At 71.5% G+C, this 22,889-nt stretch carries 20 protein-coding genes and 1 riboswitch; of the genes, 6 read left to right on the top strand and 14 right to left on the bottom strand.

All coding sequences use genetic code 11. The features are described from left to right. The first annotated feature begins 197 nt into the window (after window positions 1–197). Window positions 198–824, top strand: a complete 627-nt coding sequence (locus J8N05_RS39340; RefSeq protein ID WP_210894142.1) for a uridine kinase family protein — start codon at window positions 198–200, stop codon at window positions 822–824. Window positions 825–1,257: 433 nt separating this feature from the next. Continuing rightward, window positions 1,258–3,117, top strand: a complete 1,860-nt coding sequence (locus tag J8N05_RS39345) for an AAA family ATPase (RefSeq protein ID WP_210891746.1) — start codon at window positions 1,258–1,260, stop codon at window positions 3,115–3,117. A 175-nt stretch (window positions 3,118–3,292) separates the two neighbouring features. Here J8N05_RS39345 and J8N05_RS39350 read toward each other — a convergent pair whose 3' ends face one another. The 10 genes from J8N05_RS39350 to J8N05_RS39395 form a co-directional block, all read right to left on the bottom strand. After that, window positions 3,293–4,393, bottom strand: a complete 1,101-nt coding sequence (locus J8N05_RS39350; RefSeq protein WP_210891748.1) for a hemolysin family protein — start codon at window positions 4,391–4,393, stop codon at window positions 3,293–3,295. After that, the gene (locus tag J8N05_RS39355; protein ID WP_210891750.1) at window positions 4,390–5,766 is read right to left on the bottom strand and encodes a hemolysin family protein; all 1,377 of its coding nucleotides are present in this window, start codon (window positions 5,764–5,766) and stop codon (window positions 4,390–4,392) included. Before J8N05_RS39355 ends, J8N05_RS39350 begins: the two co-directional genes overlap by 4 nt. A gap of 199 nt (window positions 5,767–5,965) precedes the next feature. Next, window positions 5,966–6,454: a PH domain-containing protein gene (locus J8N05_RS39360; RefSeq protein ID WP_210891752.1), complete on the bottom strand. Its 489-nt coding sequence runs from the start codon at window positions 6,452–6,454 to the stop codon at window positions 5,966–5,968. Between the two features lie 52 nt (window positions 6,455–6,506). Continuing rightward, on the bottom strand, window positions 6,507–7,364 hold the full coding sequence (gene hisG, locus J8N05_RS39365; protein ID WP_210891754.1) for an ATP phosphoribosyltransferase: 858 nt from the start codon (window positions 7,362–7,364) through the stop codon (window positions 6,507–6,509). Between the two features lie 77 nt (window positions 7,365–7,441). Continuing rightward, entirely contained in the window at window positions 7,442–7,714 is a 273-nt protein-coding gene (locus J8N05_RS39370; protein WP_107019637.1) for a phosphoribosyl-ATP diphosphatase, read from the bottom strand. A 34-nt stretch (window positions 7,715–7,748) separates the two neighbouring features. Then, a complete protein-coding gene (gene ribH / locus J8N05_RS39375; RefSeq protein ID WP_189772856.1) occupies window positions 7,749–8,234 on the bottom strand; it encodes a 6,7-dimethyl-8-ribityllumazine synthase in 486 nt (161 codons plus the stop codon). Between the two features lie 64 nt (window positions 8,235–8,298). Next, complete coding sequence (locus J8N05_RS39380) at window positions 8,299–9,597, bottom strand: bifunctional 3,4-dihydroxy-2-butanone-4-phosphate synthase/GTP cyclohydrolase II (RefSeq protein ID WP_210891756.1); 1,299 nt, start codon at window positions 9,595–9,597, stop codon at window positions 8,299–8,301. Continuing rightward, window positions 9,594–10,238, bottom strand: coding sequence for a nicotinamide mononucleotide transporter family protein (locus tag J8N05_RS39385; RefSeq protein ID WP_107019640.1), 645 nt, complete (start codon window positions 10,236–10,238; stop codon window positions 9,594–9,596). The genes J8N05_RS39380 and J8N05_RS39385 overlap by 4 nt, the downstream gene beginning before the upstream one ends. Further along, window positions 10,235–10,843 carry a riboflavin synthase gene (locus tag J8N05_RS39390; protein ID WP_210891758.1) on the bottom strand — a complete coding sequence of 203 codons (609 nt, stop codon included), beginning with the start codon at window positions 10,841–10,843 and terminating at the stop codon, window positions 10,235–10,237. The genes J8N05_RS39385 and J8N05_RS39390 overlap by 4 nt, the downstream gene beginning before the upstream one ends. Window positions 10,844–10,998: 155 nt before the next feature. Next, window positions 10,999–11,129, bottom strand: a riboswitch (FMN riboswitch). Window positions 11,130–11,443: 314 nt separating this feature from the next. Then, on the bottom strand, window positions 11,444–12,925 hold the full coding sequence (locus J8N05_RS39395) for an ROK family transcriptional regulator (protein ID WP_210891760.1): 1,482 nt from the start codon (window positions 12,923–12,925) through the stop codon (window positions 11,444–11,446). A 162-nt stretch (window positions 12,926–13,087) separates the two neighbouring features. On the opposite strand from J8N05_RS39395, the gene J8N05_RS39400 reads away from it, so the two are divergent. Next, on the top strand, window positions 13,088–14,317 hold the full coding sequence (locus J8N05_RS39400) for an MFS transporter (RefSeq protein WP_210891762.1): 1,230 nt from the start codon (window positions 13,088–13,090) through the stop codon (window positions 14,315–14,317). A gap of 97 nt (window positions 14,318–14,414) precedes the next feature. Then, entirely contained in the window at window positions 14,415–15,839 is a 1,425-nt protein-coding gene (locus J8N05_RS39405; protein ID WP_210891764.1) for a uracil-xanthine permease family protein, read from the top strand. Here J8N05_RS39405 and J8N05_RS39410 read toward each other — a convergent pair. Beyond that, entirely contained in the window at window positions 15,821–16,954 is a 1,134-nt protein-coding gene (locus J8N05_RS39410) for a glycoside hydrolase family 6 protein (RefSeq protein WP_210894143.1), read from the bottom strand. The two genes, J8N05_RS39405 and J8N05_RS39410, sit on opposite strands and share 19 nt — an antisense overlap. Before the next feature lie 172 nt (window positions 16,955–17,126). On the opposite strand from J8N05_RS39410, the gene J8N05_RS39415 reads away from it, so the two are divergent. After that, window positions 17,127–17,858: a DUF5995 family protein gene (locus J8N05_RS39415; RefSeq protein ID WP_210891766.1), complete on the top strand. Its 732-nt coding sequence runs from the start codon at window positions 17,127–17,129 to the stop codon at window positions 17,856–17,858. A gap of 376 nt (window positions 17,859–18,234) precedes the next feature. Here J8N05_RS39415 and J8N05_RS39420 read toward each other — a convergent pair whose 3' ends face one another. Together J8N05_RS39420 and J8N05_RS39425 are read right to left on the bottom strand one after the other, a co-directional pair. Next, entirely contained in the window at window positions 18,235–19,926 is a 1,692-nt protein-coding gene (locus tag J8N05_RS39420) for a flavin monoamine oxidase family protein (protein WP_210891768.1), read from the bottom strand. A gap of 53 nt (window positions 19,927–19,979) precedes the next feature. Then, complete coding sequence (locus tag J8N05_RS39425; RefSeq protein ID WP_210891770.1) at window positions 19,980–20,786, bottom strand: carbon-nitrogen hydrolase family protein; 807 nt, start codon at window positions 20,784–20,786, stop codon at window positions 19,980–19,982. Between the two features lie 306 nt (window positions 20,787–21,092). Between J8N05_RS39425 and J8N05_RS39430 the strand changes: the two genes are divergently transcribed. Further along, the gene (locus J8N05_RS39430; protein ID WP_210891772.1) at window positions 21,093–21,689 is read left to right on the top strand and encodes a Repetin; all 597 of its coding nucleotides are present in this window, start codon (window positions 21,093–21,095) and stop codon (window positions 21,687–21,689) included. Here J8N05_RS39430 and J8N05_RS39435 read toward each other — a convergent pair. Next, window positions 21,658–22,857 (bottom strand): MFS transporter, encoded by a 1,200-nt coding sequence (locus tag J8N05_RS39435; RefSeq protein WP_210891774.1) that lies wholly within the window; start codon window positions 22,855–22,857, stop codon window positions 21,658–21,660. The genes J8N05_RS39430 and J8N05_RS39435 overlap by 32 nt on opposite strands. Window positions 22,858–22,889 lie beyond the last annotated feature (32 nt).

Genomic DNA, 22,889 nt, shown 5'->3' on the forward strand with positions numbered 1-22,889 from the left:
TGATCACGGCTTCTGCCAGCACTTCGGGCGTCGCGGCGCCGACCAATATTGGTCGAGACCACTGATGGGACAGGTGGACCGATTCACCCGATATCGGTCTCGGTAGAGTGTTCCTCCGGAATCCGCACGCCCCCGCTCACACCCCTCCGCTCCACCACTCCTCCGCTCCTCCGCTCCTCCGCTCCCAGGGAAGCCCCATCCACCTCCACACCCTTGCCGACCGGCTGCGCCGACTGCCGCCCTCCTGCGGTCCCGTCCGGCTCGTCGGCGTCGACGGGCACGCGGGCTCCGGCAAGACCACCTTCGCGGAGCGCCTGGCCGGGGCACTGGGCGGCGCTCCCGTGCTGCACCTGGACGACATCGCCACGCACGAGGAGCTCTTCGCATGGACGGGGCGACTGCTCCGGGAGGTCGTGGAACCACTGGGCCGCGGCGAGAGCGCGCACTACCGCCCCTACGACTGGCGACTGCGCGACTTCGGACCGCCCCGCGCCCTGCCGCCCGCGCCCGTGGTCCTCGTCGAGGGGGTCGGCGCCGGCCGTCGTGCGCTGCGGCCCCGGCTGGCGGGACTGCTGTGGATGGAGATGCCCCACGAGGACGCATGGGCGCGCGGGCGCCTGCGGGACGGTCCGGCGCAGAGCGATTTCTGGGCAGGATGGACTCCCGCGGAGCGCCGGCACTTCGCCGAGGACCCTTCGGAGCCGTTCGCCGACCTTCTGGTACGACAGTGTTCAGACGGATATGAGGTACTGCCAGGACCTGCCGAGACGCCGCTGGGAACGCTTTCCGTCACGGATCGTGACGGGCCTGCGTCTGTGTGCTGAACTCGTGAAGACCGCTGTCCGAGAAGTTGCCTGAGTGCCCCAACTCGGCTTGACCGAGGGGCCGTACAGGTCTTACGTTCTCAAGGAGCGGCCTTCGGGGCCGCCCCACAGACGCGAGGCCCCCGGTTGTTCCCCCGTGATCGGGGGCTTCGTTCTGTCCTCAGGCGTTTTGCGGACGCTCCGAGGCGCAATTCGCTCACCCTGCGTGACCGTCCTGAGTGCGTCGCGTCCGCTCCCACCTCGAAGAACCCGTCGTGCGGCACCCTACGGTCCGGCGCTCCCCCGCAGGTACGATGCCTCTTGGTGCGACCTTCGGACGGCTGCTCTCCGCACCGCGCGCAACTCCCGTCCGCGGCACAGCGGTTCGACGAAGACTGCCGACGGGCACCGGCCCGCCCGGTGATCAACGGGGGCACGGTATGTGGGGGACGTGATGGACTTCGGCACGCAGGGCCCCGAGGCCCCGGCCGACCTCGCCTGGTTGCGAGGTGTGGACGCCTACACCATGGGGGCCTATCCGCAGGCGGAGGAGGAGTTCCGCGCCGCGGTCCGGATGGATCCGGGGATGGCCGACGGCTGGCTGGGACTGCACGCGCTGCGCATCGACACGACGACCGCACTGCTCCGGATGTTCCGGCACCGCGACCGCTTCGGGGAGCAGCGCACCCGTCACCGGCGCACGCTCAACTCCTGGTACTGGCTGGGCTGGTGGGTGCAGCCCGTGCTGGAGTCGCCGCGCGATCTGCTGCTCGCGCACTCCTCCCACTGGCTCGACGGACGCCATGTCCCCGAGCTGGACCGGGCGTTGGCCGGCCTGCCCCCGGTCGACACGGATCCGCAGGTCCGGTTCCTGCACGCCTGCCGGGCCTATCTCGTCAAGGACTGGGAGCAGTTGGTCCGGCACACGGACCCGCTGATCGACGATCCGATGCTGGGCATCGAGGCGGGCCTGTTCGGCGGGATGGCCCGCGTACGTCTGGAGATGTACGGACAGGCCGAACCGCTGCTGTCGTCGGCGCTGATGCGCTGCCGCAGCGAGCAGCCGCAGCGCAAGGAGCTGCGGTACTGGCTGGCGCGGGCGCACGAGGGCACGGGCCGCTCGGCGGCTGCCCTCCCCCTGTACCGGGCAGTGCACCGGGTCGATGCGGCCTTCATGGACACCTCGGCCCGGCTCGCCGCGATCTCCGAGGGCGACGGGTACGACGAGACGGCCGACCTCGCGGCGATCACGCTGACGGGGGTCGGGCAGGACATCCTGGACGGCCCCGACGGCGTGGACCCGCTGTTCGGCGCCGAGGGCCGCGATCTGAAGCTCTCCGAGCCCGATCTGCCGCCGCCCGGCACCCTGCCGTCCGAGTCGGACCGGGTCCGCGAGAAGGCCGTCGTGCCGGTGCTGCCACCGCATCTGCCGACGGGACCGACGGATCCCGCGCTGCTCGAAGAGGCGCTGGCCGAACTGGAGGGCATGGTCGGCCTCGAACCGGTGAAGCGCCAGGTGAAGGCGCTCTCGGCGCAGCTGAACATGGCCCGGCTGCGGGCCGGGCAGGGGCTGCCGGTCCAGCCGCCGAAACGGCACTTCGTCTTCTCCGGGCCCTCCGGCACCGGCAAGACCACCGTGGCGCGCATTCTCGGCCGGGTCTTCTACGCGCTCGGGCTGCTCGGCGGCGACCATCTCGTGGAGGCGCAGCGGGCCGATCTGGTGGGCGAGTATCTCGGCCAGACCGCGGTGAAGGCCAACGAGCTGATCGACTCCGCGATCGGCGGGGTGCTCTTCGTCGACGAGGCCTATTCGCTGTCCAACTCCGGGTACGGCAAGGGCGACGCGTACGGGGACGAGGCACTGCAGGTGCTGCTGAAGCGGGCCGAGGACAACCGGGATCATCTGGTGGTGATCCTCGCGGGGTATCCGGAGGGCATGGACCGGCTGCTGGCCGCCAATCCCGGTCTGTCGTCGCGGTTCACGACCCGGGTCGACTTTCCCTCGTACCGGCCGCTGGAGCTCACCTCGATCGGTGAGGTGCTGGCGGGGGAGAACGGGGACGTGTGGGACGAAGAGGCGCTCGACGAGCTGCGCTCCATCAGCGGGCACGTCGTCGACCAGGGATGGATCGACGAGCTGGGGAACGGACGGTTCCTGCGTACGTTGTACGAGAAGAGCTGCGCCTATCGGGATCTGCGGCTCTCCGGGTATCCGGGGCATCTGACGCGGGACGATCTGGCGACGCTTCGGCTGGCCGACCTGATGCAGGCGTACGGGGAGGTTCTCTCGGGGCGCGGTCCCTCCGGGGTGTAGCCCCCGTCGGGTCCGCGCCCCGAGAGCCCTCCGGGTCGGGTGCGCCCACCGGGGTGGTGGGGTGCTGTGCGGCTTGCGGGTGCGGGTACGTCGTGGCTTGTCGCGCCGTTCCCCGCGCCCCTGAAAGCAAACAGCCGACCCGCGCCCCAAGCAGTGGGGGCACGGGTCGGCTGTGTCAGCTGGCCAGGGCCTGTTGTGGGGGTTCCGCCGGTTCCGTGCGGCCCGAGCGGGGCTCGGTCACACGGGGCGTCGGACGGTCCCGGTGGGCCGGGTCGCGGACCTCGCCGACCAGGAGTTCCAGTACGTCCTCCAGGGCCACCAGGCCGAGCACCCGGCCCGACGCGTCGGCGACCTGCGCGAGGTGCGTCGCGGCGCGGCGCATCACGGTCAGGGCGTCGTCCAGCGGGAGTTCGGCGCTGAGCGTGGTCATGGGCCGCCAGACCTGCTGCGGCACCGCCCGCTCGGACTCCTCCAGGTCGAGTACGTCCTTCACGTGCAGATAGCCCATGAAGGCGCCGTTCTCCGCGACCACCGGGAACCGTGAGAACCCGGTGCGGGCGGTGAGGGCGACGACCTGGCCCGGTGTGACCGAGGGGCCCACGCTGATCAGCGACTCGCGGTCCAGGAGCACGTCGGTGACCGGGCGGGAGCCCAGTTCCAGGGCGTCCTCCAGGCGCTCCTGCTCACCGGGGTCGAGCAGTCCGGCCTGACCGGCGTCCTCGACGAGCCGGTTGAGCTGCTCGCTGGTGAAGACCGCCTCGACCTCGTCCCTGGGCTCGACACCGAAGAGCTTCAGGATGACGCGGGCGCAGGCACCGAGGCCGACGGTGACCGGCTTGCACAGCCGGGCGAAGGCGACCAGGCCGGGGCTGAGCCACAGCGCCGTCTTCTCGGGGGCGGCCATCGCCAGGTTCTTCGGCAGCATCTCGCCGACCACCAGGTGGAGGAAGACGACCGCGGCGAGCGCTATGACGTACCCGAGCGGGTGGATCATGCCCTCGGGCAGGTGCGCGGCGTGGAAGACCGGCTCCAGGAGGTGCGCCACGGTCGGCTCGGCGACCGCGCCGAGGGTCAGCGAGCAGACGGTGATGCCGAACTGCGCGGCGGCCATCATGTGCGGCAGGTTCTCCAGGCCGTACATGACCTGGCGGGCCCGTGCCGTGCCGAGCGGTTCGATCTGGCTGCGCCGTACGGAGACCAGGGCGAACTCGGCACCGACGAAGAAGCCGTTGGCGAGCACGAGCAAGCCGGCGAACAGGAGTTGGAGCACGCTCATCGGACGGCCTCCGCCGCGGAGACGGAAACGGGGGCGGACGCGGAGGGGGAGACCGGGGCGGTCCCGGCCTCGGCCGTTCTGACGAGCCTGACCCGCTCCGCGCGGTAGTGGCCGACCTGGCGCACCGAGAGGCGCCAGCCGGGCAGCTCGGCCCGGTCGCCGGGGGCCGGGATGCGTCCGAGCAGGTCGGCGACGAGGCCGGCGACCGTCTCGTACGGGCCCTCGGGGACGTCCAGGCCGATGCGCCGCAGGATGTCGACGCGGCAGCTGCCGTCGGCGTCCCAGGCGGGCCTGCCGTCCTCGGGCGGCGCGGCGGCGAGTTCCGGCACGTCCTGGTCGTCGTGCTCGTCGCGGACCTCGCCGACGAGTTCCTCGACGATGTCCTCCAGGGTGACGACCCCGGCCGTGCCGCCGTACTCGTCGACGACGACGGCGATGGGCTGCTCGTTGCGCAGCCGCTCCAGGAGGGGCTGCACGGGCAGTGTCTCCGGGACGAGCAGCGGGGCCTGGGCGATCCGCGTGACCGGCATCCGCAGCCGGTCGTGCGAGGGCACCGCGAGGGCGTCCTTGAGGTGCACCATGCCGACGATCTCGTCGATCCGCTCCCGGTAGACGGGGAAGCGGGAGAGGCCGGTGGCGCGGGTGAGGTTGACGACGTCCTCGGCGGTCGCGGAGGACTGGAGGGCGCTGACCTTCACCCGCGGAGTCATGACGTGCTGCGCGGTCAGGTCGGCCAACGACAGGGTGCGTACGAACAGGTCGGCGGTGTCCTGCTCCAGCGCGCCGGCCTGCGCCGAGTGCCGGGCCAGGGAGACCAGCTCGCCGGGTGTGCGCGCGGAGGCCAGTTCCGCCGTGGGCTCGACGCCCAGAGCGCGGACGAGCCGGTTGGCGACGGAGTTCAGGGCGGCGATCACCGGCCGGAACAGGGTCGAGAAGACGTGCTGCGGGCCCGCGACGAACCGCGCGACCTGCAGGGGCCTGGACACCGCCCAGTTCTTGGGCACGAGTTCGCCGATCACCATCTGCACGGCCGAGGCCAGCAGCATGCCGACGACCACGGCGACACCGGACACGGCGCCTTCGGGGATGCCGACGGCGGTGAAGGGCCCGTTCAGCAGCTCGGCGAGCGCCGGTTCGGCGAGCATGCCGACGACCAGCGAGGTGATGGTGATGCCGAGCTGGGTGCCGGACAGCTGGAAGGAGAGTTCCTTGAGGGAGCTGACGACGGTACCGGCCCGTCGGTCGCCTTCGGCCGCCGCCTTCTCGGCGTCGGGGCGCTCCACCGTGACGAGGCCGAACTCGGCCGCCACGAAGAAGCCGTTGGCGAGGATCAACAGGAACGCCGCCCCGAGGAGCAGCAGGGGGATGGTCATGCCGCCGCCTCGATATGTCGGGAGGGGGCGGCGCAGGTACTACAGGACGATCCGTCCATCGCTGGAGGGAGTCACTCCTCGAATAGCAGGGGGCCTCTGAGTTCCGGGTGGGAAGTCAGCGGCGGAGGCGCAACGAAAACGCCTCCGCCAACAGATTAATCAAGACATGGGCCCGTACGGCAGGGTGGAAGGCCGTAAGTCAGCCGTGATGTTCGTCGTGCGGGCCGTCGGACGGCCCGTCCGGCGCGCCGAGGGAGCGGGCCTCGGCGAGGGCGCGCAGTGCGCGGGCGTCGCTGATGGCGTGCTGCTTGGCGATGCCCGGCTGGATGCCGAGCACGGGCAGGCTGGTGCCGTCGCTGAGGTTCAGAAAGACCCAGGGGTCTCCCGGACGGAGGTTGACCTGCAGGATCTCCGCCCAGGCGAGGCGCCGCCTGCTGGTGATGTTGACGACGGTGACCCCGGACTCCTCCGCGACGACCTTGGGGCGGGCCAGCAGCACGAGGACGCCGAAGAGCAGTGCCGCGGTGAAGACGAAGCTGAGCCGCTCCCCCGGTCCGAGCTTTTCGAGCAGCAGCGCGACCGTGGTGATGACCACGAAGATCGTGGCACCGGCGGTCAGCAGCACGGCCCGGGTGCGCCCGGGCCTGAAGGTCACGGGGAGGGCGGGCGGCTCGGTGGTGTCCGGCATGGCGAAGCGGTTCCTCGAAGTCCTCGGAGTCGAAGTCGCGGTCGGAGGCGGCTCAGAGGCGGCAGGCGTGGATGGCCGTGGTCAGGATGGCCCGCGCGCCGATGTCGTACAGGTCGTCCATGATCCGCTGGGCCTCCTTGGACGGGACCATGGCCCGTACGGCGACCCAGCCCTCGTTGTGGAGCGGCGAGACGGTCGGCGACTCCAGGCCCGGGGTGAGCGCGACGGCCTTCTCCAGCTGCTCGACGCGGCAGTCGTAGTCCATCATCACGTAGGTCCGTGCGACGAGGACGCCCTGGAGGCGGCGCAGGAACTGCTGGACCTTGGGCTCGGCGTCCCCGGTGGTCTCCGCGCCGGTGCGGCGGATGACGACCGCCTCGGACTTCATGATCGGGTCGCCGAAGACCTCAAGGCCGGCGTTGCGCAGCGAGGTGCCGGTCTCGACGACGTCCGCGATGACCTCGGCGACGCCGAGTTCGATGGCCGTCTCGACGGCGCCGTCGAGGTGCACGACGGACGCGTCGACGCCCTGGTCTGCGAGGTACTTGGCGACGATGCCCTCGTACGAGGTGGCGACGGTCTTGCCCGCGAGGTCGTCGAGGGCCTCGGCCGTGCCGGGCTTGGTGGCGAAGCGGAAGGTGGAGCGGGCGAAGCCGAGGGGCAGGATCTCCTCCGCGTCGGCCGCGGAGTCGATCAGCAGGTCGCGGCCGGTGATGCCGATGTCGAGGCGGCCGGAGGAGACGTAGATCGCGATGTCGCGGGGGCGGAGGTAGAAGAACTCCACCTCGTTCTCCGGGTCGACGATCCGCAGCTCCTTGGCCTCCCGGCGCTGCTGGTAGCCGGCCTCATGCAGCATCTCCCCCGCGGGGCCTGACAGGGAACCCTTGTTGGGGACGGCGATGCGCAGCATGAGGTCGGCTTCCTTTGTTCGTGCGGATGCGGGTGCGGTTGCGGATACGGGTGTCTGCGCGAGGGCGCGGAGGGGGCTCAGAGGTGGGCGTAGACGTCGTCCAGGCTGATGCCGCGGGCGACCATCATCACCTGGACGTGGTAGAGCAGCTGCGAGATCTCCTCGGCGGCTGCTTCCTTGCCCTCGTGCTCCGCGGCCATCCAGACCTCGGCGGCCTCTTCGACGACCTTCTTGCCGATGGCATGGACCCCCTTGCCGACCAGTTCCGCGGTGCGGGAGGTGGCGGGGTCGCCGGTGGCTGCCTTGTGCTGGAGCTCGGTGAAGAGCTCCTCGAAAGTCTTCTTGGACATGGTGGTCCTCACCCTACGCGCTCGCGGGCCTACGTCAGCGCCAGGGTTCGGATACCGAGCGCAGGGTGGCCGCGGTCGCCACGGCCGCCGTCACCGCCTCGTGCCCCTTGTCCTCGTTCGAGCCCTCGATGCCCGCGCGGTCCAGGGCCTGCTCCTCGGTGTCGACGGTCAGCACGCCGAAGCCGATGGGGACCCCGGTCTCGACGGAGACCTGGGTGAGGCCCTGGGTGACGCCCTGGCACACGTACTCGAAGTGCGGGGTGCCGCCGCGGATGACGACGCCGAGCGCGACGATCGCGTCGTAGCCGCGGCCCGCGAGGACCTTCGCGACGACCGGCAGCTCGAAGCTGCCGGGGACCCGCAGGAGGGTCGGCTCGTCGATGCCCAGCTCGTGCAGGGCGCGCAGGGCGCCGTCGACGAGTCCGTCCATGACCTTCTCGTGCCACTGTGCCGCGATGACGGCGACCCGCAGGTCACCGCAGTTGCGTACGGACAGTTCGGGTGCGCCCTTGCCGCTCACGTCTGTGTCTCCTCGTACCGTGCAGTGCTGTCGCTTGCCATAGGTGCTGGTCCAGGGTTACGGGTCACTGATTGCCGCAGGCGGACACGGTGGTCGTGTCCAGCCAGGGCAGGTCGTGCCCCATCCGGTCCCGCTTGGTGCGCAGGTACCGGAGGTTGTGCTCGCCCGCCGTCACGGGCATCGGCTCGCGCTCGGTGACCTTGAGGCCGTGGCGGACGAGCGCGTCGGTCTTGTCGGGGTTGTTGGTCATCAGCCGCAGGCTGCGCACCCCGAGGTCCTCAAGGATCTGCGCCCCGGCCGCGTAGTCGCGGGCGTCGGCGGGCAGGCCGAGTTCGAGGTTGGCGTCCAGGGTGTCCCGGCCGCGCTCCTGGAGCTCGTACGCGCGCAGCTTGGACAGCAGCCCGATGCCGCGCCCCTCGTGGCCGCGGAGGTAGACGACGACGCCGCGGCCCTCGTCCTGGATGCGCTGCAGGGAGGCTTCGAGCTGGGGGCCGCAGTCGCAGCGCAGGGAGTGGAAGACGTCCCCGGTGAGGCATTCGGAGTGGATGCGCACGACGACGTCGTCGCCGTCGCCGATCTCGCCGTGGACCAGCGCCACGTGCTCGACGCCGTCGACGGTGGAGCGGTAGCCGTACGCCGTGAACTCGCCGAAGGCGGTGGGCAGATGTGTCTTCGCCTCACGGCGGACCGTGGGCTCGGCGGTGCGGCGGTAGGCGATCAGGTCCTCGATGGAGATGATCGTCAGTCCGTGCTTGCGGGCGAACGGGATCAGCTCGGGCAGGCGCAGCATCCGCCCGTCCTCGCCGGCGATCTCGACGATGGCGCCGGCCGGCCGCAGGCCCGCGAGCCGTGCGAGGTCGACGGCGGCCTCGGTGTGGCCGTTGCGCACGAGCACACCGCCGGGCTTGGCGCGCAGCGGGAAGATGTGGCCGGGGCGTACGAAGTCGGCCGCCCCCGCCTGTCCTCCCGCGAGCAGCCGCAGGGTGGTGGCGCGGTCGGTGGCGGAGATGCCGGTGGTCACGCCGGAGGCGGGGCCCGCGTCGACGGAGACCGTGAAGGCGGTGCGCATCGACTCGGTGTTGTTCTCGACCATCTGCGGGAGCTGGAGGCGGTCGAGCTCGTCGCCCTCCATGGGGGCGCAGATCAGACCGCGGCACTCGCTCATCATGAAGGCGATGATCTCGGGGGTCGCCTTCTCGGCGGCGATGACGAGGTCGCCCTCGTTCTCGCGGTCCTCGTCGTCGACGACCACGACCGGGCGGCCCGCGGCGATGTCCGCGATCGCCTTCTCGATCGGGTCGAGGGCGAAGTCCGAGGCGTCCTCGTCATGACCCGTGCTGTACCAAACCGGCGTTGTCGTCATGCCGGGGCTCCTTCCAGGACGGGCTGCCCGGCCTTGCGGGAGCGCAGCCACCAGTCGCGCATGCCCCACAGGACGAGTGCGCCGTAGATGATGTAGACGAATCCGGAGAACGCGAAGCCGTTGGCGAAGTTGAGCGGCACGCCCACCAGGTCGACGAGCAGCCAGGCGAACCAGAACTCGACCATGCCGCGCGCCTGGGCGTACATCGCGACGACCGTGCCGACGAAGATGTAGGCGTCGGGCCAGGGGTCCCAGGACAGCGACGGGTACGCGGTGAACAGGCTCGCGACCGCGACGGTGCCGACGGCCGCGGCGCCGAGCAGGTACGCGCGTTCGCGCCAGGTGGCGAACCGGACGGCGATGGAGCCGTCCTGCGCGCCGCCCCTGCCGCGGTTCCACTGCCAGTAGCCCCACACCGCGACGGCCATGACCACCAGTTGCTTGCCCGCGCTGCCCGAGAGATGGGCGGTGGCGAAGGCGACCAGGAGGATCGCGCCGGACAGGAACTGGACGGGCCAGGTCCAGATGGAACGGCGCCAGCCGAGGGCGAGACCGATCAGCCCGATCACGTTGCCGATCATGTCGGCCCACTTGATGTGCTGGCCGAAGAGTGTGAACGCCTCGGAGTTGAGCCAGTTCACCGTGTCGCTCCCTGTCCCTGCGGGCCGAGCAGCCGCTCGACGTACTTGGCGATCACGTCGACCTCAAGGTTGACCGGGTCGCCGGGCTGCTTGCGGCCCAGCGTGGTCAGGTCGAGGGTGGTCGGGATGAGGCTGACGGTGAAGAAGTCGGGGCCTGCGTCGACGACGGTGAGGCTGATGCCGTCGACGGTGATGGAGCCCTTCTCCACGACGTAGCGCGAGAGGTCCGCGGGCAGCGAGATCTTCACGATCTCCCAGTTCTCGGACGGCTTGCGCTCGACGACCTCGCCCGTGCCGTCCACATGGCCCTGCACGATGTGCCCGCCGAGCCGCTCGCCCACGGCCATGGGCCGTTCGAGGTTGACGCGGGAGCCGACGGTGAGGGCGCCGAGGCTGGAGCGGTCGAGGGTCTCCGCCATGACGTCGGCGGTGAACTCGCCGTCCTCGTGGTCGACGACGGTCAGACAGACGCCGTTGACGGCGATGGAGTCCCCGTGACGTGCACCTTCGGTGACCACAGGGCCACGCAGTCGGAAACGTGAGGCATCGCCGAGATTCTCGACGGCGGTGACTTCACCCAGCTCTTCGACGATTCCGGTGAACACTTCCCGGGTCCTCCTGCCTCATAGGGCACGGACTCCGGGGCCTGTCGATGACGACAGAGGTGGAACGAGCGGGAACACCGAGGACGACGCCGCGTGGGACGACGTGCCCGTGGGACACGTCGAAACAGACGGCGGCGCGCACGAATGCCCGCCCGCCGCGCACTGCCTCCCATCCGGACTTTAACCGTCGGTCCAGGAATTTCACCTGGTCAACCGGCCGCTGGAAGCGACCGGGTCGCGGACTGTAACCGCCGGTTCGGACTTTCACCGACCCCGGAGTGCGCTGCTTCTGGTACAGACTCAGTGTGCCACGCCTGATCGGCGCCCATGCGGGTGAATTCTGTGGGGTGGCTCACAAGGTGTACCGATGGACTTCACGGGACACCCGTGAGGCGCCAGGCTCTGATCAACTTCTCCGTGATCAAGGTGTCTGGCTGGTGGTCCATACCTATTGACGCTTTGGTCTAGTCCTCTCTAGGGTCAGCGTGCACCGGCGCCTCTCCGGGTCGCGTTCGCCGACCCGCCCCAGATCGACCCGGCGGCGGTGACGGAGGCCCTTGCCCCGCCGCCGGGTCTCCGTTCCCCGTCACGGTCCCGGGTTCACCTCTCCGGAGGCGCGAACAGCTCGTCCTGGGCGCCGTCCCGGGCCACCAGCAGGGCGCCGCGCAGCACGGCGCCGCCGCCCAGCGTTCCGGCCCGCACCTCCGTGGGCAGCGGAGTCATCCGCCCGAGCCGCTCCCGCACCCGGGCCGCGAGCACCTCTCCACCCGCCCGCCCGATCTCCCCGGCCAGCACCACACACCCCGGATCGAGCACGGCGATGACGGAAGCGGCCCCGAGAGCGACACGATCGGCAAGCGCATCGAGAAACCCCGAGGCCGAGCCGGCACCCCCGAAGGAGCGCGGGGAACTGCGCGGCCCACCCCCACCACCCGCAGACAGATCCGCCGGACGCCCGGCCTCCGCGCCCAAGGGGCGCGGGGAACTGCGCGGCCCACCCCCACTGCCCGCGGACAGATCCGCCGGACGCCCGGCCTCCGCGCCCAAGGGGCGCGGGGAACTGCCCGGCCCACCCCCACTGCCCGCAGACGGATCCACTACGCCTCCGGCCTCCGGGACCGGCACGGAGCCGGAGGCCAGGACCGGCTCGGAGCCGAATGCCAGAGCCGGCTCGGAGCCGGAGTCCACCCGAGACACAGCCTCCCGCACCAACGCCGCCGCATACGGCTCATGCGCCACGACAGGCGCCACCACCCCGTACCCGCGCGCCAGTTCGGCGATCGCCGCCGCCCCCGCGAGCGAGTGGAACCCACCCTCGCAATCCGTCGCGGACGGCATCCCGCCCGTCCCCGGCACCGGCAGGAAGCCGATCTCGCCGGTCCCCCCGGACGCACCCCGGCGCAGCACCCCATCCAGGACCACCGCCGCCCCGATGCCGTGCCCGAGCCAGAGCAGCACGAAGGTGTCGCGATCCCGCGCGGCCCCCTCACGCTGCTCGGCCAGCGCCGCGAGGTTCGTCTCGTTCTCCACGACGACCCGCGCCTGGAAACGCTCCTGAAGGGCCGCGGCGAGACGCCTGTGCCACTCGGGCAGGCCCGTGGAGTCGCGCAGCTCACCGGTCGCGGGATCGATCAGTCCGGGAGCCCCCACCCCGACGGTGTGCAGCCGCTCGACACCCGCCTCCTTCGCCGTGCGCTCGACCAGCGCGACCGCCTGCTCCACCGCGGGCCCGGTGTCCGTCTCGTCGGCGATCGGCACCGACGCCTCGGCCAGCACCGAGCCCAGCAGATCCGCGACGACCACGGCCACCCCCTCGGTGCGCACGTCGAGGGCCGCCAGGTGCGCCCGGTCGGCGACGATCCCGTACAGCCGGGCGTTCGGGCCGCGCCGCTGTTCGCCGGACTCCCCGACCACGCCGATCAGCCCGGCCTCGGCGAGGCGTTCCACGAGGTCGGCGACCGAGGGCCGGGACAGTCCGGTGAGTTTCTTCAACTGCCCTGCCGTCAGAGGGCCTTCCTGCTGCAGCAGCCGCAGGGCGAGCCGGTCGTTGATGGCCCGGGCGGTACTCGGTGATGCGGGCATGCCGGGATCCTTCCAGATCGATACGGGCTGCTGCGGACTGCTGTGGCGGGCGCAAAAACAGTCTATCTATCAGGCAGGGTGCCTGATAGTTTGCGGCGGCAGAGTGGAGAGACGACAGTCGACCGCCGGGACCGCCGGGGTCGACGGACAGGGGCCGGGAGAATGAGCGAAGTGGTCTACGACCTGCGCGAGGTGAAGCGCTCCCGGTACGCCGTGGCGGCGGTGTTCGCCGTGCACGGCGCCGTCACCGGCTCGTTCGCGACCCGCGTCCCGTGGATCCAGGACCACGCCTCGGTGAGCGCGGGCCAGCTCGGCCTGGCCCTCGCCTTCCCCGCCATCGGCGCCTCCCTGGCGATGCCCCTCGCGGGCAGCGTCAGCCACCGCTTCGGCGCCCGCACGGCCCTGCGCGGACTCATGGCGCTGTGGACGCTCGCCCTCGTCCTCCCGGCCCTCGCCCCGAACCTGCTCACCCTGTGCCTGGCCCTCTTCGTGTACGGCGCGACCGCCGGCATGGCCGACGTGGCGATGAACGCCCTGGGCGTCGAGGTCGAGAACCGCCTGGACAAGTCGATCATGTCCGGGCTGCACGGCATGTGGAGCGCGGGCGCCCTGATCGGCTCGGCCGGCGGAACGCTCGCCGCGCACCTGGGCACGGACGCCCGGCTGCACCACGCGCTCGCCGCGGTGACGCTCACCGTGCTCGGCACGGTCGCCTGCCAGGGCGTACTGGACCTGCGGGCCACCGAGGACGAGGAGGCGCCCCCGCGTTTCGCGCTGCCGCCCAGGTCGGCGCTGCTCATCGGCGCGATCGGCTTCTGCGCGGTGTTCGCGGAGGGGGCGAGCCTGGACTGGTCGGCGGTCTATCTGCGGGACGTCATCGGCACCTCGGCGGGACTCGCCGCCGCGTGCACGACCGCCTTCACCCTCACCATGGCGGTCGCGCGGCTCGCCGGTGACGCGGTGGTGGACCGGTTCGGCCCGGTGCGCACCGTCCGGGTCAGCGGGCTCCTCGCCACCGCCGGCGCCCTGCTCGTCGTACTGGCGCAGAACGCGGTCCTGGCCATGACGGGTTTCGCCCTGCTGGGCCTCGGCATAGCCGTCGTCGTACCGCTCTGCTTCGCCGCGGCGGGCCGCAGCGGCCCCAACCCGTCCCAGGCCATCGCGGGCGTCGCCACCATCACGTACACCTCGGGGCTGATCGCGCCGTCCGCCATCGGAACCGTTGCGGACGCGACGAGCCTGGTGACGTCCTTCGTGCTCGTGACCGTGCTGGCCTTCGGGCTCGCCGCGTTCGCCGGGGTCCTGCGGACCAGCGGCCGTACGTCTAGCGCCCAGGTCGCGGGCGCGCTCGGCAAGGTGTCGGACGCGAAGGTTCCGGACTCGCGGCCCTGAACCGGCCGCTCCTCCGGCTCCCCCCTACCATGGCGCTGATCTTCACGTACGGAATCTCGGACGCGCGTCCGAGGTGCAGAGAAAGCGAATACCCACCATGGACCTCGGCGTGCGCTGGAAACTGCACGGTGACGGGCGGTCGCCCGCACCCGGAGCGGTCGTCCGCCCCGACGAACGGCTCTCGTGGCCACGGACGGCGGGCCTCGGCGCCCAGCACGTGGTGGCGATGTTCGGGGCATCCTTCGTAGCGCCCGTCCTGATGGGTCTCGACCCGAATCTGGCGATCATGATGTCGGGCGTCTCGACGGTGATCTTCCTGCTCGCGACCCGCGGCCGGGTACCCAGTTATCTGGGCTGCTCGCTCTCCTTCGTGGGCGTCGCCGCGGTGATCCGGGCGCAGGGCGGCTCCAGCGCGACCGTGACAGGCGCCGTGTTCGTCGTGGGCGCCGTGCTGTTCCTGGTCGGCCTCGCGGTGCAGCGGTTCGGCGCGCGGATCATCCACGCCGCGATGCCGCCGATCGTCACGGGCGCGGTCGTCATGCTGATCGGCTTCAACCTGGCCCCGGTCACCGCCGCCACCTACTGGCCGCAGGACCAGTGGACGGCGCTGCTCGTGATGCTGTTCACCGGTCTGGCGGTGGTGTGCCTGCGCGGTTTCTGGTCACGGATCGCGATCTTCCTCGGCCTGATCTTCGGGTACGGGATCTCGTGGCTCTTCGACCTGGTCTTCGGCCGGATCCACTCGGCCGACGCGAGCGGCGAGGTCACCGACCACTGGCGGCTCGACCTCTCCGGTGTCGGCTCGGCGGACTGGATCGGGCTGCCGGCGTTCCACGGTCCGTCCTTCGAGTGGTCGGCGATCCTCGTGGCCCTGCCCGTCGTGATCGCGCTGGTCGCCGAGAACGCGGGCCATGTGAAGGCCGTCGGCGAGATGACCGGCGACCCGCTGGACGACAAACTGGGCACCGCGATCTCCGCGGACGGCGTCGGCTCGATGCTCTCCACCGCCGTGGGCGGCCCGCCCAACACCACGTACTCCGAGAACATCGGTGTCATGGCGGCGACCCGGGTCTACTCCACGGCCGCCTACTGGGCCGCCGCCGGCTTCGCGCTGCTCTTCGGGCTCTGCCCGAAGTTCGGCGCGGTCGTGGCCGCCATCCCGGGCGGGGTGCTCGGCGGGATCACCGTCATCCTGTACGGCATGATCGGCCTGCTCGGCGCGCAGATCTGGCTCAACGCCGGGGTGGACCTGCGCAATCCGCTGAACCTGGTACCGGCCGCGGCGGGCATCATCATCGGCGTCGGCGACGTCACGATGAAGTTCACCGACACCTTCTCGCTGAGCGGTATCGCGCTCGGCACGCTCGTCGTCATCACCGGCTACCACGCGCTGCGGGCGATGGCCCCCGCGCACCTCAAGTCGCAGGAACCGCTGCTGGACGAGGGCACGTCCTCCTACAGCTCCGAAGGCGGCCCCGGGGCCGGCTCCGGCCCGACGGACGGTCAGCGCGCCAAGTCGTAGGCGTAGTCCGGCGTGAACGTTCCCGGCGTACCCCGGCAGCCGTCGGACTCGCCCGGCAGCTTCACCCACAGATAGGCGTCGATCCTGGCCTCTCCGGTGCTCAGGGTCGGCGCCTGTCCCAGTTTGCGGCCCGCGGGGTCGCACCACTCGCCGTCGGCCGGGGCGCCGTTGCCGTTGCGGCTGGTGTCGATGACGGCTCCCAGGCTCGCCGGGCCGCCGAGCGCGTCGAGGGTCCGGCGGGCGTACGCGACCTCGTCGCCCGTGCGGTTGAAGTTGGAGACGTTGCTGAAGATCCCGTCCGAGGAGGCGCCGGACGCGGCTCCGGCCCGGCGCAGCAGTCCGGCCTGCTTCCGCGGCGAGTTCCAGTCCGAGTGGCCCGCGTCGAAGTAGACCCGCGCGTTCGGATTCGCGGTCTTCAGAACCCGGCCGGCGCGGGCCAACGCGTCGAAACGGGCAGTCCGTTGCCCCTCGGAGAGACAGTCCGACTGGGCGATCGCGTCGGGCTCCAGGATCACCACGACCTCACGGCTGCCGAGGCCCGCCGCGAACTTCTCGATCCACCCGTCGTACGCGCCGAGGTCGGGCGCGCCGCCCTGCGAGGCCCCGCCGCAGTCGCGGTCCGGTATCGCGTACGGGACGACGACGGGCACGCCGCCCTTCGCCGCCCCGGCCGAGGTGACCGCCCTGACGCGGGCGGTGATGTTCGACGGCGTGTAGTCCGCGAACCAGACCGCGGCGGGGCGGTCGGCTATCCGGGACTCGATGACCGGGCGGCGCGGGTCGTCGGGGTTGGCCCGGACCCAGTCCAGGACCTGGGAGTCGCCGTGGCGGTACAGCCGCGCGGACGCGGGCTCGGTCCTCGGCTCCGCTGCCACGGACTTCGACGGCTTCGGGCCTGGCCTCGCCTTCGACGCCGACGCGGACGGCGAGGGCGAGGGCGACGGGGAGCCGGAGGTCGCCGACGGCAGAGGGGTGGGCAGGTAGGGCAGCGGCTGCAGGAAGGGTGTGCCGGACACGTCGGGGCGCGCCTCGTCTCCGCCCCCACCGCCGTCCAGCGCGGACATCACCCCCGTCACGGTGCCGGCCGCGACGACGGCGGAGGCCAGCGCCACCATGGCACCGCGCCGGGCGGCGCGTCGGCGCTCCGCCCGGCGGGCGGCCAGACGCTCGGCACGTCGGACTGACACGTGGTGCTCCCCCTCCTCCGGGTCCCGCGTAATCCCCCGTTCTGGGGAAGCGACCGGCCCGGCGGCCCTCGGCACAGCCTAGGCCTGGGACCCTGCCCCCATGGTGCGGTTGGAGCGCTTCGCGCAAGACACGGTCCTCGTCCACGGCCTCGACGCGGTGGTACGCCGTATGCGTGCGCTCGACGCGCTCTGGCCGGAGCGGGACGGTGTCGCGGTCTTCAACCGGGTGTACCTCGCCGTCACCGAGGAGGTCTCCAGACGTGTGGACGCGGGGCACTTCAGCGACGTACGGGCCGCGGTCACGCTGGATGTGCGGTTCGCGGAGCGGTACCTCGGGGCGGTCGAGGCGGTCGCCCGGGACCGCCGGCCGCCCGCCTGCTGGCGGCCGCTGTTCCAGTTGCGGGGGCATCCGGGGGTACGTCCGCTGCAGTTCGCCCTCGCCGGTATCAATGCGCACATCGGGCACGATCTCGCGCTCGCGGTGGTGGACGCGTGTCGTACGCTCGGCTGCGAACCGGGGGAGCTGGAGGACGAGTTCGACCGGGTCGGCGAGGTCCTGATCTCTCTGGAGGAGCGGATCCGTGAGGACCTGATGCCGGGGCCCGACCTGCTCCAGATCGCCGATCCGCTGACGCATCTGCTGGGGGCGTGGAGCCTCGACCGGGCCCGGGACGCGGCGTGGTCCGCTGCGCGGGCGGTCTGGGCGTTGCGGGAACTCCCCGACATGGCGGAGGAGTTCACGGACCGCCTCGACGCGGGGGTGGGCCTGGTCGGCCGCTGCCTACTCACACCCCTGGAGCCCCCGCCCTACAGGGCACGGCCCGCCCGCTGATCACCTGCGGCCCCGGTGGGGGCTGGTCGCGCAGTTCCCCGCGCCCCTGAAGGGGCACGCCCCTGGGGTAGTGACCTGTCTACCGGTCGGTGGGGGCTGAGCGCGCAGTTCCCCGCGCCCCTTAAGGGCGCAGGCCCCGCCAGGGGCGCGAGGAACGGCGCGGCCCGCCCCCGCTGGCCCGCAGACTCATGGCCACGCGCGGCGCCCGCCCCTCAGGGGCGCGGGGAACTGCGCGCTCAGCCCCCACCGGCCCGCAGAGAAAACCGAACCAAGGGGCGGTGCCCCGTCAGGGGCGCGGGGAACTGCGCGCTCAGCCCCCGCCGGGGCCGCGGGCAAAGGCAGGACGGGCAGCGGCGCTCGCCCCCGGAGGGGGACCTCAGTCCTCCGGGAGTTCCAGCGGGGCTATCTCGTCGTAGACGTCCCCGGGCCCGGGATTGCCCGCATCGGTCCCACCACCGAAGTGGTGCATGACCCCCCACACCGCGTTGAGAGCGGTCTGCACAGCCCCCTCCGCCCACCCCGCCGTCCACGAGATGTCGTCCCCCGCGAGGAAGATCCCCCGCTTGTCCTCGGGCAGCCGGTCCTGCATGAAGTGCGTGAACAGGCGCCGCTGATACCGGTAGTGACCAGGCAGGTTCGCCTTGAACGCGCCCATGAAGTACGGCTCGTTCTCCCAGGACACGGTCACCGGACTGCCGATGACGTGCTTCCTGATGTCGACCTTCGGATAGATCTCCCCGAGCGACTTCAGCATCACCTCCATCCGCTCGTTCGCGGACAGCGGCAACCACTTCAGACTGTCGTCGCACCACGTGTAGGAGAGGCAGATGACAGCGGGCCGGTCCGGGCCGTTGTCGAGGAGGTAAGTGCCCCGCGTCATACGGTCGGTGAGCGTCATCGACATGACGTCCCGCCCGGTCTCCGCGTCCTTGTCCAGCCAGAACGGCCGGTCCACCGGCACGAACAGCTTGGAGCTCTCCATGTAGTGCGTGCGCTCGATCGCCGTCCAGTGGTCGATCGGGAACAGCGCGTCGTCGCAGGCGACCTTGGACAGCAGCATCCAGGACTGCGCGGTGAAGACCGCCGCCCGGTACGTACGGATGTCACCGGCGGCGTCGGTCACGGTGATCCGGTTGCCCGCGGTGCGGTTGAGCCGGGTCACGGCCGGCCGCGGCTCCCCGCCGTGCAGCGAGGCCAGCGAGGTCCCGTACGCCCAGTGCACGATCTTCTCGGGCTCGCGCTCCCACAGGCGCAGCGGCAGCTGCTGGCTGCCGCCGACGATCCCGCGGTGGTGGTCGTCGGCCTCGGTGTAGACGACGCGCAGGATCTCCAGGATGGAGTTCGGGAAGTCGGTGTCCCAGCCGCCCGTGCCGAAGCCGACCTGCCCGAAGATCTCCCGGTGCCGGAAGGACCTGAAGGCCGTCGAGTCACAGAGGAATCCGTAGAAGGTCTGGTTGTCGAGCTTCTCGACGAGCTTCGCCCAGATCTCCCGGATGCGCGGCACGTCCCGCTCGCGCATCGCCTGGTTCATGTCGGAGAAGTCGGCGCCCTCCTCCAGGCAGGCGTTCCAGGCGGCGGCGACGTCCCGGTAGACCTGCGGCAGGTCGGCGAGCGTCCGGGCGTAGTGCGACTCGCCCTTGAGGTCGACGACGGTCGAGGGCGTGGTCTCGGAGAGCGGGTTGGGGAACGGTTCGGTCCGCAGCCCCACCAGGTCGATGTAGTGCTGGAGCGCCGTGGAGGAGGGCGGAAAGCGCATGGCGCCCATCTCGGCGGTCAGCGAGGGGTCGCAGCCCTCGAACCCGACCGTCCGCAGCCGCCCGCCGATCTTGTCCGCCTCGTACACGACGGGCTTGAGGCCCATCTTCATCAGCTCGTACGCCGTCACGATGCCGGAGAGGCCGCCGCCGATGACCGCCACCTCGGTGCCCAGCTCGGTCGCGGGTATCTGGCCGAGTCCCGCGGGGTGCGCGAGGAAGTCGTCGTACGCGTACGGGAAGTCCGGGCCGAACATGGTGATCGGCGGCTGCGCGTCGGTGTGCGGGACGGCGGGGGGCACCGTGGACGTCATGGGGTACGGACTCCTTGCGCGAAAGCTGGGGGGGGTGGGGCTGGTGGTTCTCGTCAGGTCGTACGGGGGTGTCGGCCGAGGGCCCCGTAGAGGCCGGGGCGGCGGTCCTTCAGGTACGGGTTGGCCTCGCGCGAGGCGGCGAGGAACACCGGGTCCACGTCGCCGAGGACGAGTTCCTCGGTGCGGCCCGCGCGGGCCCGGGCGCCGCCGTCGGGTCCTGCCAGCGTGGAGAGCCCGACGAACTCGAACTCCCCTTCCGTGCCGACCCGGTTGACGTACGCGACGTACAGCTGGTTCTCGAAGGCCCGTACGGGCACGACGGACTCGGCGACGAACTGGAACGGATGCATCTGGGCCGTGGGCACCACGAGCAGATCGGTGCCGGCGAGGGCGTGCGCGCGGACGTTCTCCGGGAACTCCACGTCGTAGCAGATCATGAGACCCACACGGAGACCGTCCAGCTCGGCCTGGACGACCGGCTCGTCGCCGGGCGTGAACCACTCCTGCTCGAAGCAGCCGAAGAGATGGGTCTTGCGGTAGTTCGCGAGGCGCGTGCCGTCGGCGGAGATGAGCTGCGCGGAGTTGAAGACCAGGTCCGACGCACGCTCCGGGTAGCCGTAGACGACGGCGAGGCCGTGCCGCCCGGCGATCTCGGCGATCTCGTCCGCGGAGTCCCCGTCGGCGGGCTCGGCGAGCCGGTGCACGTCGGCGCCGATCGCGTACCCGGTGAGGAACAGCTCCGGGGCGATCAGCAGCCCGGCGCCCGCGGCGGCGGCACGGCCCGCGGCCTCGTCGAGGACCTTGAGGTTCCCGACGACGGATCCGGGGCGGCCGGAGCTCTGGAGCAGGGCGGTGCGCATGCGTGTTCCTCACCGGGCGGAAGGGGTGTCGGGGGCCGGACTGGCGGCCAGATCGACGGTACGGGCGGGGGGTCGGGCGGACAAGGAGGAGCCGTTGCGTGCCGGTGCGCGCATCGTTGCGTCCTTCAGCTGTCTCGCGACGATTCGTTGCGTGGCCCAGGCCTGAAAACTCTCATCCTGTGGGTTGAGGCCGCGGACGCTCATCAGCCGGGCGGTCGACCCGGAGTGACGTCCACGGCGGGATGTGACGCGTACCGGGCGCCGGGACAGTGAGAGCCGTCCGCACCACCCACCGGAAGGAGCGTCATGAACCGCCGATGGACATTCGGGAACCGCGGCAGGAGGACCGCCGTGCTGGGCGCGGCCCTGCTTCTCACCGCCGGACTCGCCGGATCGGCGACCGCGTTCGGAGCGGAGGACGGGCCGGCCTCCGCAACCGCCTCCGCGACCGCCTCCGGCAAGGCCGCGCGGGAGGCCGCCGCGCTCACCGGCAGCGCGAAGCTGTACCGGTCCGCCGGTGACGACATCACGTTCTCCTTCGACGCGCGTCTGGCGGCGAAGGACAACGACGATCCGCTGAAGGCGACGGGCACCTTCGAGTGGAGCCACTACGCCGGCGGCGAAGGCGCGTGGGCGAAGGCCGAGGTGGACTGCCTGCTCACCGGCGGCAGGGTGGCGGTCGTCTCCGGTGTGATCACCGACTCCGATCTGCCCGGTGCGAAGGGCAAACGGGTCGGTGTCACCGTCCACGACACCGGACGGCACGACCGTCTCGGCTACAGCTGGGCCGCCACGGGCGGCCCCGTCGGGGGCCTGCCCAGGTGCGTCAGCTCCGCGCCCTTCGAGAAGGTGAAGAAGGGCACGGGCGACTTCACGGTCGTGCCGTGGCTTCCGAAGTTCTAGCCGCGCTCCTCCCGGCGGCGACGATCAGCGCCGTGAGGAGATAGGGCACCGCCGACAGTGCGAAGGCGGTGGCGTGCGAGGTCGCCGACCCGACCACCGCGTAGGCGCCGAACACGGCGACGGTGGCCAGGTCGGTGCCGACCCCGGCGACGGAGGTCAGGGTGGCCCGGCCGGTTCCCTCGATGCTCTCCTGGAGCCGGGCGTCGGCCAGGACGCTCGCCAGCTGGAACCCGCAGAAGGCGACCGCGACCAGGCCGATCCCGGCCGGGGTGCGCGCCCCCGCGCCCAGGGCGAGCGCCAGCGCGGAGCCCGCCAGGATCCCGGCGAACCCGCCTCTGCCCCACCGCTGGGCCGGTCCGGCCAGCAGCCCGCCGACCGTCGCTCCCGCCCAGACCAGCAACAGCCAGTGCGACACGTCGTTCTCGGCGACGCCCGTGTCCCGGACGAGCAGGGGCGTGTACTCGTCGAGGGCGCCCCACACCGCCGTGACGGCCGGTACGACCAGCAGGGCGGCGCGTACGGACCGGTCCGCGCGGGCCTCGGCGAACCCGGCCCGCAGCGGCCCGGCCCATCCCTCGCCGGACCTGGCCCCGGGGTCCGCCGCCCGGTGCTCGGGGAACCGTGTCGCGACGGCGGACGTCAGCAGACAGGCCAGCACACTGGCGGCCCCGACGACCGGATAGCCGCCGTACGCGAAGACCGGTCCGGCCAGGCCCATCGCCGCCATCACGCCCACGAGCCCCGCCGCCCGGGCCCGGCCCATCACACGCCCGTAACTGCCGCCGGCACCGAGCCGTTCGAGCTCCTCGTACACCAGCGCCTCCAGCGCGCCGGAGCCCAGCGCCCCTTTGATTCCCCAGAGCACGAACCCGAGGGCGAACGCCCAGTACGAGGGCACGAGCACCCAGAGCGTGAATCCGGCGGCGGTGAGCAGCGGCCCGACCCACAGGAGCAGCCGCCGTGAGACGGCGTCGGCCCAGGCGCCGGACGGTATCTCCAGCACGACTCCGGTGACGGACCAGAGGGCGAAGAGCGAGGAGATCTGCCACACCGTGAGCCCGCTGTCGGCGAACAGCAACGCGTACACCGGGTAGAGCAGCACGAAGTCGTCGAGAAACGCATAGCCGTACAGCACGACGGCCAACCGCCGTGCGGAAGAGAGTGTCATGGGGCCTTCCCGAAAGAGCCACGAGGAGTCCG

Source organism: Streptomyces liliiviolaceus (assembly GCF_018070025.1).
Lineage (GTDB): Bacteria > Actinomycetota > Actinomycetes > Streptomycetales > Streptomycetaceae > Streptomyces > Streptomyces liliiviolaceus.

Excerpts from the sequence above, each read along its gene's own strand:
- J8N05_RS39435 (WP_210891774.1), bottom strand. The coding sequence starts at position 22,857 with ATGACACTCTCTTCCGCACGGCGGTTGGCCGTCGTGCTGTACGGCTAT.
- J8N05_RS39405 (WP_210891764.1), top strand. The coding sequence starts at position 14,415 with ATGGACCTCGGCGTGCGCTGGAAACTGCACGGTGACGGGCGGTCGCCC.
- J8N05_RS39360 (WP_210891752.1), bottom strand. The coding sequence starts at position 6,454 with ATGCCGGACACCACCGAGCCGCCCGCCCTCCCCGTGACCTTCAGGCCC.
- J8N05_RS39420 (WP_210891768.1), bottom strand. The coding sequence starts at position 19,926 with ATGACGTCCACGGTGCCCCCCGCCGTCCCGCACACCGACGCGCAGCCG.
- J8N05_RS39380 (WP_210891756.1), bottom strand. The coding sequence starts at position 9,597 with ATGACGACAACGCCGGTTTGGTACAGCACGGGTCATGACGAGGACGCC.
- J8N05_RS39345 (WP_210891746.1), top strand. The coding sequence starts at position 1,258 with ATGGACTTCGGCACGCAGGGCCCCGAGGCCCCGGCCGACCTCGCCTGG.
- J8N05_RS39370 (WP_107019637.1), bottom strand. The coding sequence starts at position 7,714 with ATGTCCAAGAAGACTTTCGAGGAGCTCTTCACCGAGCTCCAGCACAAG.
- J8N05_RS39355 (WP_210891750.1), bottom strand. The coding sequence starts at position 5,766 with ATGACCATCCCCCTGCTGCTCCTCGGGGCGGCGTTCCTGTTGATCCTC.
- J8N05_RS39400 (WP_210891762.1), top strand. The coding sequence starts at position 13,088 with ATGAGCGAAGTGGTCTACGACCTGCGCGAGGTGAAGCGCTCCCGGTAC.
- hisG (WP_210891754.1), bottom strand. The coding sequence starts at position 7,364 with ATGCTGCGCATCGCCGTCCCCAACAAGGGTTCCCTGTCAGGCCCCGCG.
- J8N05_RS39395 (WP_210891760.1), bottom strand. The coding sequence starts at position 12,925 with ATGCCCGCATCACCGAGTACCGCCCGGGCCATCAACGACCGGCTCGCC.
- J8N05_RS39415 (WP_210891766.1), top strand. The coding sequence starts at position 17,127 with ATGGTGCGGTTGGAGCGCTTCGCGCAAGACACGGTCCTCGTCCACGGC.
- J8N05_RS39430 (WP_210891772.1), top strand. The coding sequence starts at position 21,093 with ATGAACCGCCGATGGACATTCGGGAACCGCGGCAGGAGGACCGCCGTG.
- J8N05_RS39350 (WP_210891748.1), bottom strand. The coding sequence starts at position 4,393 with ATGAGCGTGCTCCAACTCCTGTTCGCCGGCTTGCTCGTGCTCGCCAAC.
- J8N05_RS39425 (WP_210891770.1), bottom strand. The coding sequence starts at position 20,786 with ATGCGCACCGCCCTGCTCCAGAGCTCCGGCCGCCCCGGATCCGTCGTC.
- J8N05_RS39410 (WP_210894143.1), bottom strand. The coding sequence starts at position 16,954 with ATGGTGGCGCTGGCCTCCGCCGTCGTCGCGGCCGGCACCGTGACGGGG.